This window comes from Halomonas sp. SpR8, assembly GCF_031010195.1.
Lineage (GTDB): Bacteria > Pseudomonadota > Gammaproteobacteria > Pseudomonadales > Halomonadaceae > Vreelandella.
Map to the genome: position 1 here is coordinate 1 of NZ_JAUAMC010000020.1, position 13,683 is coordinate 13,683.

19 protein-coding genes and 1 pseudogene are annotated in these 13,683 nt (G+C 56.4%); 2 read left to right on the forward strand and 18 right to left on the reverse strand.

Features of this window, described 5'->3' with window-relative positions; translation table 11 throughout:
- The 6 genes from QT230_RS20645 to QT230_RS20670 form a co-directional block, all read right to left on the reverse strand.
- Positions 1–1,390: hypothetical protein (locus QT230_RS20645; RefSeq protein WP_308324040.1), on the reverse strand; the 1,390-nt coding region annotated here is incomplete at its 3' end.
- Positions 1,391–1,626: 236 nt separating this feature from the next.
- Entirely contained in the window at positions 1,627–1,926 is a 300-nt protein-coding gene (gene parC, locus QT230_RS20650; protein ID WP_308324041.1) for a ParC family partition-associated protein, read from the reverse strand.
- Positions 1,927–1,985: 59 nt separating this feature from the next.
- Positions 1,986–2,204, reverse strand: coding sequence for a chromosome partitioning protein ParB (locus QT230_RS20655; RefSeq protein ID WP_308324042.1), 219 nt, complete (start codon positions 2,202–2,204; stop codon positions 1,986–1,988).
- Between the two features lie 20 nt (positions 2,205–2,224).
- On the reverse strand, positions 2,225–2,857 hold the full coding sequence (gene parA, locus QT230_RS20660) for a ParA family partition ATPase (RefSeq protein WP_308324043.1): 633 nt from the start codon (positions 2,855–2,857) through the stop codon (positions 2,225–2,227).
- 75 nt (positions 2,858–2,932) lie between these two features.
- Positions 2,933–3,193, reverse strand: a complete 261-nt coding sequence (locus QT230_RS20665) for a hypothetical protein (RefSeq protein WP_308324044.1) — start codon at positions 3,191–3,193, stop codon at positions 2,933–2,935.
- Positions 3,193–3,807 (reverse strand): recombinase family protein, encoded by a 615-nt coding sequence (locus tag QT230_RS20670; RefSeq protein ID WP_308324045.1) that lies wholly within the window; start codon positions 3,805–3,807, stop codon positions 3,193–3,195. Before QT230_RS20670 ends, QT230_RS20665 begins: the two co-directional genes overlap by 1 nt.
- Positions 3,808–4,148: 341 nt before the next feature.
- Between QT230_RS20670 and tenpIN the strand changes: the two genes are divergently transcribed.
- Positions 4,149–4,592 carry a type III toxin-antitoxin system TenpIN family toxin gene (gene tenpIN / locus QT230_RS20675; protein WP_308324046.1) on the forward strand — a complete coding sequence of 148 codons (444 nt, stop codon included), beginning with the start codon at positions 4,149–4,151 and terminating at the stop codon, positions 4,590–4,592.
- 45 nt (positions 4,593–4,637) lie between these two features.
- Here the strand turns inward: tenpIN and QT230_RS20680 are convergent, their stop codons facing one another.
- The 10 genes and pseudogenes from QT230_RS20680 to traJ all read right to left on the reverse strand — a co-directional run bounded on the left by QT230_RS20680 (position 4,638) and on the right by traJ (position 10,915).
- Positions 4,638–4,865 (reverse strand): type I toxin-antitoxin system ptaRNA1 family toxin, encoded by a 228-nt coding sequence (locus tag QT230_RS20680; protein WP_308324047.1) that lies wholly within the window; start codon positions 4,863–4,865, stop codon positions 4,638–4,640.
- 68 nt (positions 4,866–4,933) lie between these two features.
- The gene (locus tag QT230_RS20685) at positions 4,934–5,200 is read right to left on the reverse strand and encodes a hypothetical protein (RefSeq protein WP_308324048.1); all 267 of its coding nucleotides are present in this window, start codon (positions 5,198–5,200) and stop codon (positions 4,934–4,936) included.
- A gap of 12 nt (positions 5,201–5,212) precedes the next feature.
- On the reverse strand, positions 5,213–5,386 hold the full coding sequence (locus QT230_RS20690; RefSeq protein ID WP_308324058.1) for a conjugal transfer protein TrbL: 174 nt from the start codon (positions 5,384–5,386) through the stop codon (positions 5,213–5,215).
- Positions 5,387–5,848: 462 nt separating this feature from the next.
- Positions 5,849–6,835 (reverse strand): annotated as a pseudogene (trbL, locus tag QT230_RS20695) (P-type conjugative transfer protein TrbL); the annotation flags it as partial.
- A gap of 1 nt (position 6,836) precedes the next feature.
- Positions 6,837–7,019: a hypothetical protein gene (locus QT230_RS20700; protein WP_308324049.1), complete on the reverse strand. Its 183-nt coding sequence runs from the start codon at positions 7,017–7,019 to the stop codon at positions 6,837–6,839.
- A 2-nt stretch (positions 7,020–7,021) separates the two neighbouring features.
- Positions 7,022–7,798 carry a P-type conjugative transfer protein TrbJ gene (gene trbJ, locus QT230_RS20705; protein WP_308324050.1) on the reverse strand — a complete coding sequence of 259 codons (777 nt, stop codon included), beginning with the start codon at positions 7,796–7,798 and terminating at the stop codon, positions 7,022–7,024.
- A 215-nt stretch (positions 7,799–8,013) separates the two neighbouring features.
- Positions 8,014–8,430, reverse strand: a complete 417-nt coding sequence (locus QT230_RS20710; protein ID WP_308324051.1) for a type II toxin-antitoxin system VapC family toxin — start codon at positions 8,428–8,430, stop codon at positions 8,014–8,016.
- Positions 8,427–8,681 (reverse strand): Arc family DNA-binding protein, encoded by a 255-nt coding sequence (locus QT230_RS20715; protein ID WP_308324052.1) that lies wholly within the window; start codon positions 8,679–8,681, stop codon positions 8,427–8,429. The genes QT230_RS20710 and QT230_RS20715 overlap by 4 nt, the downstream gene beginning before the upstream one ends.
- An 84-nt stretch (positions 8,682–8,765) precedes the next feature.
- Entirely contained in the window at positions 8,766–10,544 is a 1,779-nt protein-coding gene (gene traI, locus QT230_RS20720) for a TraI/MobA(P) family conjugative relaxase (RefSeq protein WP_308324053.1), read from the reverse strand.
- A complete protein-coding gene (gene traJ, locus QT230_RS20725; RefSeq protein ID WP_308324054.1) occupies positions 10,541–10,915 on the reverse strand; it encodes a conjugal transfer transcriptional regulator TraJ in 375 nt (124 codons plus the stop codon). The genes traI and traJ overlap by 4 nt, the downstream gene beginning before the upstream one ends.
- A 385-nt stretch (positions 10,916–11,300) precedes the next feature.
- On the opposite strand from traJ, the gene QT230_RS20730 reads away from it, so the two are divergent.
- Positions 11,301–11,702, forward strand: coding sequence for a TraK family protein (locus tag QT230_RS20730; protein WP_308324055.1), 402 nt, complete (start codon positions 11,301–11,303; stop codon positions 11,700–11,702).
- Positions 11,703–11,813: 111 nt separating this feature from the next.
- On the opposite strand, the gene QT230_RS20735 is transcribed toward QT230_RS20730, so the two are convergent.
- Both QT230_RS20735 and QT230_RS20740 read right to left on the reverse strand, forming a co-directional pair.
- Entirely contained in the window at positions 11,814–12,755 is a 942-nt protein-coding gene (locus QT230_RS20735) for a DNA-binding protein (protein WP_308324056.1), read from the reverse strand.
- A gap of 541 nt (positions 12,756–13,296) precedes the next feature.
- Positions 13,297–13,593 (reverse strand): hypothetical protein, encoded by a 297-nt coding sequence (locus QT230_RS20740; protein WP_308324057.1) that lies wholly within the window; start codon positions 13,591–13,593, stop codon positions 13,297–13,299.
- Positions 13,594–13,683: the final 90 nt, after the last annotated feature.

A 13,683-nucleotide genomic window follows, 5' to 3' on the forward strand; every position in this document is an offset into this window, starting at 1 on the left:
GCCGGAGGGCTCCGCCATTAGTAATACGCACGCACCTTGGGACACCTTCAGAAAGATAGCGGCCAACAGCTGTTTTGCTGATTCCCATCTGTTTTGCGATGGCTCGGACAGACAGCCCTGCACCCTTGAGCTCGTGGGCCTTCATACGCTTGGCTTCTGTGCTCTGTTTTACGGTTGTTAGGTAGGTATCCCGGTCTATGGCTCCAGCGGCCCGCCTACGCTCCTTCTCGCGCTCGCTGTGGCGTTCTCTGGCCATGTCCGTGCTGATGATGGTCCTTAGTAGGCGCTGCTCTTCGTCGGTGATCTCGAACAGGCTGATAAGGGTGTCATTCTTCGGGGTGTACAGCGGCGCGTACTTCCGGCCACCAAACTCGACTTTCTCGCCCGCCTCGTACTGCTTGGCTTTGCCATAGAGCGTCATCAGCTCCTTGCTTCGGCAATTCCAGCTCGGATCAAGCTCACGGGCCACGGCCCCCGCTTCGTAGTACATATCCCGGCTGTTCGTGGCCCCGGACAGCAGCAGAAAGTTAAGACGCCAGAAAAGGTGCGTCATGCGCTCTCCTTCCACGACGCCACCACGTAGGTTCGAGAGCTTGCGCAGATCTTCCAGGCGGTCCCAAGCCAACTGACGCCCGGAGAAGCCACGTAGGTTGTCTACCTTGCCACCAGGCAGCATTTTGAGCTGTCGGCGTTCAGCACGCTCCTGGCGTTGCTTCTCGATGTCCCAGCGGGCCACCGGCAGCAGCATTTCGCACAGATACTCGAAGTTATAGCGGATCGGCTCGCCGTCCTGGCCGTTCTCGACATGAACGACACGGCACACTTTCCCTGTTTTGGAACTGATCGTATCGACCAGGCGCAGCACGCGGCTGGCGTCCTTCGCTCCAGGATCGGCCCCGACTTCCTTCAAACGGTCCACGAGATAGCGCTGGCAAGCATTCCAGCGTGGTAACGCTTGGCGCGGCAAGGCTCCCTCCAGCAACCACTTAGCCTGTAGGCCCTGGCCGCTGAAAATCAGCATAGACGGGGTAGGAATGCCCTCCTGGGCGCAGAAATACAGCACGGCGTCGGCCAGTGCCTCGGGCGAACGACCCGCAGACCAGCCACAGCGGTAGGTGTCCAGGTCGGCAAACAGCAGGCCAACGCGGGCCAAATTCACCACGCGGCGGTTCGGTCGAATAAACTCGGCCTGGCTCAACCAGGTGTCGTAGTCGGGCTTCACCAACCCCAACACGGTCGGCATGGCCGTCAGTCGGTAGGAACTTTGCCGTTTCCCCCTGCCATCGCCCTGGTCAACCAGCAGCGAGAAAAAACCGCCTTTGGTGTTGTCGTGGTAGGTTGCAGCCTCTTCGTTCGGCCCAAACAGCGTTAGTTGTGCATTTGATCTCACTATGACCCCTTCCCGCACGTCGCCGTACGGACTTGAAATTCTCAGGGTCAGGCCATAGAATGAACATCAGCACACGATATATCGTTGATGATTTAACGTTATGTCCATTCCTGGCTTTCGCTATGCCAACCGTTCGCCAAAACGGAGCAAAAGCTAGACCCTCTTACGCAAAGCCCCGTTTACCAGACGGGGCTTTTGCTTTTTATGCAGCGGGGTTGGTGCCACCCAACGCCCTGCTACGCCTGTTTCTTCTCCCCTCGTCTGAGGGTGCGGGGAACCCAGTCGGCCACATCTGCGTCCCATTGTACGATCCCCGCTTGCCGCAATGCCCCGGCTGCTCCGTCGAACGAACGGAAGTAGCGGACACCACCGCGAAATGCCCCTAGAACCTGCTCCTTTCCGTCTGCGAGCTCCAGGACAATGATTAACCCTTTCTCTGCGACCCCAACGGTCGCCGTCTTGATCACACCGGCTTCGTGCTCTTCCCTCAGAACCGCTAAACCGATGATCTCTTTCGACTCTAATTCTTCTATCATGCCTCACCTTCCACAATTCATCAAGCAAAGTCCAAAAACGCTGATTTGAGCTTGCCTACTCAGTCATCTGGAAGGCTGCGCACGTACTCGGTGAGCAGTTCCTTGACCGTCTTACCCTGACGGGCCGCATAGATTTTCAGCTTGGTGTGCTCTTCGGCGGTCACATCAAAATTCACCCGCTTGGTGGCTGTTTTATCCGCCAAGCTGGCAAGTGTGGTTTTGCTCTTGCCTGCGCTCGGGCGGCCAGCGCTGAGTGTAGGAGATTTTTTATCGCTCATTTACTCATTACCTCCTAAACTCAAATAAGTTTTTCTTTTATTTCAGACATTAAAGCGCGAATTTCTTTAGCCGCCTCGCCATCCGGCTCGCTATCGAGAACGGTGGTTCCGGTAGCCGCAGAGCCTGGGTAAATCACCCGCTGCGTCACCCTGGCGTCCAATACCGGCAGTTCGTAACCTGCCAACGCTTCGTTGACCTCTGCCCCGATCCGCGTCCCTTTGATGGCTCGGGACACCACAAAAGCAACCTGGAGCTGGCCGTCTGTGACCTCGATACGCTGCTTCACCAAGTCCACCAGGTCAGACGCGGCCCAAATGTCATAGGGTGATGGCTGCACCGGAATCAGAATGAAGTCAGCGGCCTTGATGGCCGACACCGCCAAATCGGCAGCCTGAGGCGCACCGTCGATCACAACGAAATCGACCTTACGCGCGACGTTCTTCACATCCCTATCAATGGTTGGCCTGTCGATGCCGACAACCGTTAGCGGGTTGTCTTCCTGGACGGCCCCCCAGTCTCGGGCACTGCCTTGAGGGTCAGAATCGACCAGCAGCACGTCCGAGCCGTCAAGCTGTAGAGCACGGGCTAAGTGCGTGGCGATGGTGGTTTTGCCTGAACCGCCTTTCTGGTTCAAAACCGCGATGACTTTCATACTCTCTCCTTCAAATACACATAGTTTCATATACTCATTTGAGAGTAGCATAAAACCCAAATGAGTAAAGGAGTATCAAAGTTTTTTATCATTCCTCCGCCGGGCCAGCTCAGCCCGCGCCCAGGCTGATGCCTCGGCCATATCCCGGCGCAGTTCGGCTATTTCTTCGGGGGTTAGTCGACGCACCGCTGGTTCGGCCATCTCTTTGTATTTATCTTCCAGCCGCTTTAACACGTCACCCGCCCGCACCGTGCGTCCGGCCTCAACGTCTGACATGCCTCGCTCGATTGCCGCATCCATTTCCAGCAGGCGACGGTTATCTGTGTTCGTAGTCATCAAGCGGACTCCTTGTTGAAAGCTCGGTACAGAGTCGAGCGATGCACGCCCAACAGGGCCGCCGCTTCCTTCACTGTGCGGTCTTCCTGGTCAACGAGGACGCGAGCGTGGGCGATCTGCTCCGGGGTGAGGGTAGGGGGCGGGCCGAACTTCACGCCCTTGGCCTTGGCCGCCTGGCGTCCGCTCTTGGTGCGGTCGATGATTAGCGACCGTTCAAACTCGGCAATGCCCGCGAACACGGTTAGCACCATACGCCCAGCGGGGCTGGTCGTGTCTGCCCAGGGTTCGGCCAGGCTGCGAAGGCCCGCGCCTGCCGCCTGTATCTGCTCGGCTATGTCGAGCAAATCGCGGGTACTGCGTGCCAATCGGTCGAGCCGCGTCACGGTTACAACGTCACCCGGTCGCAGGTGATCCAGTAAGCGGGCCAACTCGGGGCGGTCGCGCCGTGTGCCGGTGATCTTCTCGGCAAAGAGCCGGGAGCACCCGGCGGCGGTCAGCTCGGCCCGCTGATTCGCTAGTTCCTGGTCGTTGGTACTGACACGGGCATAACCCAGTAACAGGCCGCCGGTCATCAGGTCGAGGGTGCCGGGGTCGTGTTCGTGTTCGTGTCTCATAGTGTTATGTCTCCGGTTATGGTCGCTGGCTTGCTTTATTATGCGACTAAAACCAGAAACACGCGAGCGCCAGAAAACACGGGCACGATTCAGGGCGTAGGAAGTGTCGCGCAAGTTAGGACTTACGCAACACAGTCATGGCAATGGTGCTTGACAAAGGCCGGGGAAAGCACATATGATTAGGGCACGATGTGGTGGAAGGGCACTCCCCACGTTAAAAACAGAAATGCCCACTAGAATGAAGTGGTGGAAGGATGTTCCCCACGTTAAAAACAGAAGCATCCACCTAGAATGAAAGAAAAAAGGTCCTTATAGGGCCTTTTTTCGTATGCGGACGAGAAATGTTAATACAAAAACTTGAAGCAGAATTTTTTGAGGAAAATTCTCATTTGGTAGAGGTTCTAGACAAAAGAAACGGAGTCTGGGACGGTGAAAAAGAACGGGGCTATGGGATACTTTTAATATCCTACAATAGCTTACGCTTTGGTATTCCCCTGCGCTCTCATATCAAACACAAGTTCTGCTTCTTCACTGATGGCTCCAAGGGGCTTGATTACACAAAAGCAGTTCTACTCGTAAAAGACGATTATATATCTCAAACTCCTTTTATGATCCCTTCAGATGAGTATGTAAAAATAAAAGATCGCACTCATCATATTGGTGACAAGTTTTCAAAATACGTCAATAAATACGTGGATGGCGTTGGAAAAAACGATAGAAATGTATTGAGGGATTATAGATTCTCTACACTACAGAACTATCATAAAGAACTTGGGTTGTTGTAGTAACAAAGGCGGCTCGTGGCCGCCTTTGTTGTTCGTCGCAGATAGTTAACTCAGCAGCACCTGCCGGATAGTGGCTAACGCCTCCTGAAAGTCCTCCGGTGTCGCTCGGCCAGTTTCGGCCTGGTAGTACAAGATCGTGAACATATTGGCGACCGCTTCCACGACTGGCGAGATCTGCCGGGCGGTTTCTTGGTCGATGAACTCCAGGGCTGACAAGTTGACCGCTGCCTGATGAATTGCTTTCTGAACTTCGATATTATGTGTGGTTGTCATGTGTCACCTCTCTGATAGGTGGTATGTGAAAATGCGGGCCGGTGCACCATCACCGGCCCGTGTGCTTGCTATAGGCCGGTGTTAGAAAACCCGGCCACTTCTGAAAACGGGGTTTTCCCGGTTCCAGTACCTGCGTCATTGCTGATGCGTGTGCTGCTCGATGCCTCCACCCGGCCAGTAGGGTCCGGGCGATTCACAAAGGCTGCAATCTCCGCTTCGGTGTCTTTCTCTTCCTCGGTCGATGGTTCGACAACCGGCACAAAATCGACTTCTGTGTAGGGTTCTTGATCTTTGTCGAGCATATCCAGGGCAGCCATGAAATTACGTTCTTTCATCGTCTTATCTCCTTACGTATCTTGCCGGTCGCGGTTCACAAAGCTGGCAACCTCTTCATTGCGTTCCTGCTGGCGTTCCTGGGCATACGAAACATAATCCCCAACGTCGAAGGAGTGCTTTTCCGGGTCGCGTGCTTGCCACTCAGCGTGTGATTGGCGGGCTTTGTCCTGATCCTCACTGGACAGAGAATCAAAGCCGCCTGTTTGGTTTACCCAGCCGCCGCCGCTTCCACCGCTTAAGCTATCGCTATCGAACGATGCGGTATCACTCACCTGATCAGCGCTACCAGCATCGTTATCACTCTTTGGCTCCATGCTTTCACGGATCGAGGACGCCAGGCGTCCGCCGGTGGTCTGATTCGCCTTGTCCTGAAAACTTCCGGCCATCTTTGATCCGACCCCTTTAGCAAGCTCGCCAGCCGTTCCGGCTGCTAGAGAAGCTGCCCGACCAAACCCACCGCCAGAGCTGGAACCACCCGCTCCGGAAAAACCTGCTGCCTGGGCAAATGGCGTATCACCCGTGCTCGCGTTATCGCTGCCAGTGGTGCTACCACCCCAGCTCTCGCCGGCATCACTAGAGCTACCGCCGAAGCTCGGCATGTCTCCACCGGCCATACTGGATTGCGCCTTTTGAAAGGCTGCTTTTACAGCACTAGCTCCACCGGCCATATTAGTCGCCCCGGACATTGCAGCGCTTCCAAGCGCAGCACCACCCGATGCAACGGCTGCACCGGCACCGACAGCACCACCAATCAAGGCCCCTGCACTGAATGAACTACCAGCGCTCGCAGCAGCACCACCGCCAGGTATCAAACCTGCAACCACGTTTGGTACGGAGTTAACGAGAATAACCATGACAAGGGACACAACGAAAATGACCAACAATTCGTCCATTGGCGCACCTTCTGAAAGGTCGGAGTGATAACCATCGATAATAGAAACAGCGATCCCAACCAGCAGTGTCATTGTCATGATTTTGAGTGCTATACCGGCCACACTCCGGAAATAGTTGACGGCAATGTCAGAGGTCCAGCGCGAGCCACCGAAGCCCAAGACAAAGATTCCTGCGTAAGCAATAATCCATGCCGTAACTAGGGCAAGAAGAACGTTGGCCGCGACAATGGCCATGCATGCCAATATAGCAAGCGTGGTCAGGAAGATGGACAAGTTGTCCATAGGGCTAGTGATGCTATAGCTGCTCGCTGCCTTAGCGATAATGTCAAACGCAATATCTATCGGAGTGGACGGATTCAACCCCCTTGGCAAACCGGATGCTTCAGCCGCGATATTTCTCAACGAGTTGATAATATCCATTGCAAAGCCAGGCCCATTGATCAATAGCCACCAAAAAAACCCGGTAGTAATGGTGAAGCGGGTAAACTCGGCGAAGAACTCGCCAATGTCGGCTTTTCGCAATGCCATCATGCCGAACGTCCAGACCATTGAGATAACAACCAGTGTCCAGAATAACCAGGACGCATGATCAGTAATTGTTGTCGCCCAATTTGAGCTTTCGGTTAAAAAACGGTCCGAAACTTCATTCAACACACCGCCTTTATCTATTTCGGCAAAGGCGGCTGGTGAAATGGAAGCAAAGGGCAGTACTGCCCCAAAGCGAAGAAGTACTGTTTTCATGTCAGAACTCCTTGCTCTTAGAGCGATCCACCGGTTCTTTCAGGCTATCGTAGATAGTCCCGTCCTGTTTTTCGCACTGCTCTTGCTGTTGGTTTGTTTTTTCGCAGTTTTCTTCCTTCTCACCACATCCCGCCATGAGGGATAAAAAAAGCAGGAGTGTCAGCATTTTAATCATGTATTTCATGCTTAGTACTCCTTGCTGTGAGAACGGTTGACTGGCTCTGACAGCCCCTCATAGAGCTTATCGCGTGAAGCCTGATACTGAGCTTCGCGGTCGGCGTCGGCCTGCATTTGCGTGCCAACGGCGTTTTGCTGAGCAATCAGTAAGCTACGGATTTGCAAGAGCTGGTTGGCCTGGTTGCTGGCGAGCTGATTAGCGTACCCAATGGCGGCCAGTTGGCCGTCCGCACCTTGGGCGGCAGATTGCAAACGGTTAAGCTGGCGAGCGTCGGCCTGCAAGTTATCTTGCTGCTGCTCCAAGCCCTTAAACAGCGCGTCGTTGGCTTTCTTCTGCGATTCAGACGCCAGGCGGCGGTTCTCGTCCATCGCGGCCCGTTCGGCATCGCTGCACCCCGCCGCCGAGAAGCAAGGCGAGCTGCGGTAATAGGCCACGTCCTGGAACTTGCCCAGGTAGGTATCGAGACTGCCAAGCTGGTTCTGGTAATAGGCAAGCGTATTGGTGGCTTGGTTCAGATCATTGATGGTGCGCTGCGCCTGATCCCAAATATGGGCCGCCGGTGCCATCGTGTTTTGCAGCTGGTTTTCGTACTGCTGGAGTTGGGTTTGGTATTCCTGAATCTGCTTGAGCGTCTGCGCAACGGCTTCCATCGCGGACATGATGTTCTGCGATAGGTTGGTGCCATCGACAACAGGGATACCAGCCTGAGCAGGCATAGGGGTGGTCAACGCCACAGAAATGGCGAGCGCGGCAGATTTAGCCGCTAAAAAGCGTACTTTTTTCATGATTGAGTGCTCTTAGTTTCGTTATGACTAAGTTGCACCCACCAACCTGTAGGGCTGCCAGTGACAGCGACTCTACTCCTGCTGAAAAATCAGCGGTGAATGTGGACCTACATGGATAGCTCGTCGTTCTCTATCCCGGCGTCCAGACCAGCGCGACACCGTTAAAACGCGCGGCCTCTTTTGTTGAACATCGGTGTCATTGTCCTGGGGAGCGGTTAGGACTCCCAAGGGTTAATTACGTCTACGTTTGCAGCTCCAAAGGGGGCCATATCACGGGATGCAACCTGGTAGCCCTGTGATGCGGCAATGGCCGCAATGTAGCCATCCGGCACAGGAAAACCACGCCCAGCGGTTCTGGCTATTACAGCAAGGTCGGCGTACTTGCGGGCCGCATCCGTGTCAAAGGGCAATACTCGCTCCCTGAACAACTGCATGAGACCGTCCAGGGACTCGCTCAGCATGTCCTTACGCTTCCCGTTCGGCATTGATGCAATGCCGAACAACAGCTCAGCCAGCGTAACGCTGGACAGGTACAGTGTTTCGGCTGACTGCTCATTAAGCCAGGCTCTCACGGCTGGATCAGGTTCGGGTTTCATCGCCTCGGAAACGACGTTGGTATCCAGGACGATCATTCAAACCTCATAGGCTCAGCCGGTGTTTTGTCACGCACCTGCTCGAAGACTGCAAAGTCTTCGTTGGTCAGCCCCACTTTACGGCCCAGCTCAGCCAGGGCATCGCCCATTTTGAGGCGGGTCTCTGGCCGTGTGACCTCTTCCAGGATGGCCCGAACCTCAGCCTCGGCGCTGCGGTGATGCAGCTTGGCCCGCGCTTTCAGTGCGTTGTGTACTTCGTCAGGAATGCTCCTGATGGTCATCATGCCCATAGCTTTAACCTCCTATTGCATGTGGTAGATGCAACTGCGCTCCACCTGCATTCAATATAGCATAGTGAATGCATAAAGCAAACATTACCGAGAACGGCCTTTTTTTTGCCGCTTCGCCTTCTTGGCGTCCATCTCGGCCCGCAACTTGGCCTTGCGGCGTTCCTGCTCGATTGGCCCCTGTGGGGGCGGTGTCGGCGTCTTGACCGTCTGCCCTTCCAGGCGCAGTACATCGGCCTCGGACAGCGATTGCAGCCGGTTACGGCGTATCGGGGGCGGTTGACCGATAGGCGGCACGCCTGGACGTTTGCTTCGGGTCTTGGGTTGGGTGGTGTTCTCGCCGTTCGCCAGGGCTTGGCGGCGACGTTCCAGCCCGGCATCCGCAAACCGGATAGGCAACTGTCCATCCACTGCCGCCTTGATCACTCGCGCTTTGAACTCCGGTGAACCGTTCACGGTGATGCGCTCGCCGTAGCGTTCCATCGCCATCCTTAGCGCGTTCTGGATACCTGCCTGGTCGGATTCCCTGGAGACCTGAAGCCGGTCGCCATCGTCGCGCACGGCGCTGGCTCCGGCCCGGTAAATGATGGTCCCTTTCTTGGTGATGTTGTCGATCACCGGCGCATGGCCGGGCTTCGCCTGCCCCTCACCCTTCAAGGTGTTGCCCTTGAGGCCCTGGGCGGCCTCTCTGGCCCGCAACGCGGTCAGGGCTTCGGTATCGCCCTGCAGGGCTTCCCGTTTGAGCCAGTCGGCCCAGGTGCGGCGCCCGTGGGCTTCATGGATCGCCTGGCGTTCCTCTCGGTATTGCTTCTGGATCGCGTCAATATCGGCTTTCAGGGCGCTACTGGCCTGCGCATACAGCACTTTCTTGGTCAGCCTGCCGCTGGTGAGCTTGATGGCCGCCCGCCGGGCTTTGCCCTTCTTCTTGGCGTTCTCAATCCGGCGGTCTTTTTGCCGCCTGGCTTTTTCCAGGGCAGCCGTCTTGTTGGCCGCCGCGCTCTGCTGTTCTGATTTGAACCGGGCGTAAAGCTCGGTGGTGTTCACGCGTATCCGTACCGGGTCTTTTCGGTACTGGCGGCGGGGCTTGGCCTGTTGTGCCTGGTCAGGCTCGAACGGGCCGAAACGGGCCTCCAGTTTCGGCTTGGAGAAATCACGCCCCAGGGTGCTCGCTTTGACCGCGGCGTCATCGCCGGACACGACAACCAGCCCATTTCCTCGCGCCCGGAGTTCCAGACCGTTATCCCGCATCACCTGATGCAGCTCGCCCCAGGACTGCGCCGCCTTGATCTCGTCCAGGCACTCGCGCTTGATCCAGCCAATCAGGCTTTCAATACCGGCGTGACGTTCCATGTCGGCGGCTCGCGCCTCGGCCCCGCGTCGGCGCGGCATGTGGTTGTCCTGCTGCAACCCATAGTCTCGTTCCATGACCTCGCACAGCTCGGCAAGCGTCTGGTGTGGGTAGTAGGGTTCGTGAATGGTGTTGCGCGTCGGGTGGATCTTGTTGACGGCGATATGGATATGCAGGTTGTCGGTGTCGTTGTGAACGGCACTGATGCGCTGATGCTCGCCAAAGCCCAGCCCCTCGCAAATGCGGTCCTCGATGGCCGCCAGGGTGTCGGCCTCGATCTGCTCCCCGGCCCGAAAGCTGACGATCAGGTGATAGGTCTTATCGCTCTTCGCCCTGGTGTTGGCAAACTGGGTCGCCAGCACTTCGCTGATGGCATCCCGAACCGAATACGCCTCGCAGTTGGTCAACCGCACATCACCCAGGCGGTGCTCCTTACTCTGCTCGTCGGTGATGTAGTTCACCAGCCCTGCGAAGTCGGACTTACCCAGGGAGCGCATGGGAACGTGTTTGGCAATCATGGTTCGGCCCTTGGCCGAAGTACGGACTCCATGAGGTGGCTCATTTGCTCCTGCGTCGCCTCGATGCGGCCCAGGACGGCCAGAATCGTACTAGCCCCCACATCGGCCACCCTGGCGTCATCCGTCAGCCACAGTTTCAGAAGACCACCCAGGCGGCCCAGATCGCCGTTTACCCGAACCAGCTCGCGCACGTGTTCGGCATCGGTCACGCCGTTGACCTGGTAGCCCTGGCCGACCATGCGCAGATAGGTCGAGGCACTGTGACCCGCCGCCCTGGCATTGGCCTCGATGGCCGCCCGTTCGTCGGGCAGACAATAGACCTTGATCGGGGTGCTGTTCTTTCTCGTTGTCTTGTTCTCGTTTGCCTCCATATCGGCGTCCTCTTTGTTGTTGCCAGCGAAGCTGGATAGCCCCGCAGGGCAGGATGACCGTTGAGCACCGAAGGTGCGAATAAGGGCCAGTGAAGAGGCTCCGCCATGCTTGCATGGTGGGCCTACTTCACACATCCTGCCCGCCTTTTGACGTTAATTACTCCATGAAAAGTATACACCAGCACTTTAGATTTTCGCGCGATTTATGCACAAAAATGCGATTTTCTCGCTATAATGGCCGATAATTAACGATGAACGCGCTGTTATAGCGGCTTTACGCACACTTATAGCGATATAATTGCGATAAAATTAAAAGTAGCAATGACACAAGCCGGAGCGATTCTAAGGGCTTGCTAACAGCGGAAAACGAACGGAAGGCACCACCATGACAACAGGAAAATTTGCGGATGAACTGGCCGCCTGGGTGAAGAAGAAGCCCGCCAAACAGCCCCGCCAAGACCGGCACGTGATCGCATTTCTGGCGGTGAAAGAAGACGTGAAATCAGCCCTCGATGCCGGTTACTCGATGAAAACCATCTGGGAGTACATGCAGGAAACCGGGCGGATTGCGACCCGCTATGAGACGTTCACGCTGCACGTGAAGCGGTACATCAAGAACGCCCCGGCTCCAGTTCGCCAGACACCGCCACCGGCTGCCGCTGAACCCGCACCCCAGGCCAAGAGCAAACCGAAATCGAAAGCCAAGCAGACGGCCAAGAAAACCGCCGCGCCTTCGCCCAGCGGTTTTTCCTTCAACGCCTCCCCGAACGCTGACGACCTGATTTAGCGGCTAAAGCGCCCGCCCCCCAAGTGTCAATGAAACGCACGAATGCCAGGCATGGCCTGACATTCAGTGTTGTTTTCCAAGGGTTTCCCTACCCTTCGGCATACCCGACAGCTATTTCTTTGACGGTTTTGCCTCGTCCTCTGCCGGGCTGATACGAGCCAGCAGCGCCGCCGTCTGCTCCTTGTGCGTCTCGATCTGCCCAGCCAGCCGGGCCGCTTCCTCTCGGGCCTTAGCCGCGTCTTTCTGTGCCTGGGCGAGACTCTTGGCCGCCTGCTTAGCCTCCTGGGTCGCGGTATCAGCCTGAGCCTGGGTTTTCGTCAGGGCGGCACGTTCCTGGTCGCGTTCGTCTCGTAGCCGCTCGATGTCGTGATGGGCCTCGTTCAACTCCGTGCGCAGCCCGGACGCTTGTTGCTCCACCTGCTTAACGGTGGCCGTAGCTGTCGCCAGGTCAGCGCGTAGTGTCTCGATTTGCTCCGCCCGTTGACTTGCCTGCTCCTGAGCCTTGTCACGCTCTGAGCGCAGCCGGTCGGCTTCCTGATGAGCGTGATCCAGTTCGGTGCGCAGTTCACCAGCTCGCGCCTCGGCGGTTCTGGCCTGCTCCTGGGCAGTTGCTACCTGCTGGCGAAGCTCGCCCGCTTCCTGATCTGCATGGCTGGCCCGGCCATCCAGATCGGCACAGCGGGTTTTCAGTACCTCCACTTCCTCGGCCAAGCGGTCGGCCAGCTCGGTTGCCTCTGCCTGGGACGCCTCCAGCTCGACCCTGCTGGCGTCCAGGGCTTCCCGCTCTGCCGCCAATCGGCTGTTTGCCAACTCCAGGGCCAGGTCCCAAATATCCGCCCCCACTTCGGCCAGGCGTTCGGCTACGGCATCGGGCGCAGGCTCCCGGACCTTCTCGCCACTGGCTCGCTGCTGGGCCTTCCACTCCCGAAGCACGGGCGAAATGGTGGTGAAGCTACCGCCGGTGATCTGGCGGATGGTTTCGAGTGTTGGGGTCTGACCTTCGGCGGCGATCTGGTTGGCGGCGTCGAGTATCTGTTCACGGGTAACGGCCATGTCTGAATCCTCTGTATAAAATGTAGCGTTGTAGTATGTTGTATAATACTACTACATACTACAATTTACAAATATTACACTGGAAAAGTCGCCGTCGATTACACACCGTCCCGAGATCGAGGCCAGTGTGACGGTTAACAGAGAGGGGGGGGCGATTTAACGATGCTGCAACCTAGCAGGCTACGCCATTAGTAATAGGGGAGGGACTTGGGACACCCTTCTGCCAGGAGGTTAAAAAACGGCTTCCTGAGAAGCCCGGAGAGACGTTTTCGGAACCCTCCCTGACCGTTTACCTACCTTCAAGCGTTCGACGCCCCAGCGGCCTGACAGGCTCAAATACTGAGCTACCGGCACAGACTCGCCACTCTTGGCGTTCAAACCATCAAGATCAAGGCACGTGTGACCGTTAATAGGGGGTGGTGATTATGCGTACCCATAGGGGGGGCGATTTAACGACGTAAAGAACAAAGACAACTCAATCACTCAAACAAACAAGTTATCAAATGAGTAAACACACATAGAAAGGTAGAAATTTTAGCCGCTAAAGCCGTTCCTCCAGGCGCTTCACCGCAGCGACGAAATCCAACCGCAGAAAGTGCATAACCAGGTCGATAGCACCGCCACCACCGCCTTTCTCTGCTCTAGTATCAAACCACTTCGGACCAGTCACCAGCAGCTCAACCACACCACCACTTATCGCCACGTTCAAACGTTCGGTGTTCTGGTTCTTGACTGGCTGAAAATCGGAGTCACGCTTCCAATACAACTCAAGCAACCTCAACGCCTCAACCACCGACATACTGCGCAACCTAGTCAACAGTTCAGGGGCAAAGGTCATTGTCTCATGTCACCTACTCACGCCTGCGCCGCAACCGGCCACAAGCCGGAGGGCTCCGCCATTAGTAATACGCACGCACCTTGGGACACC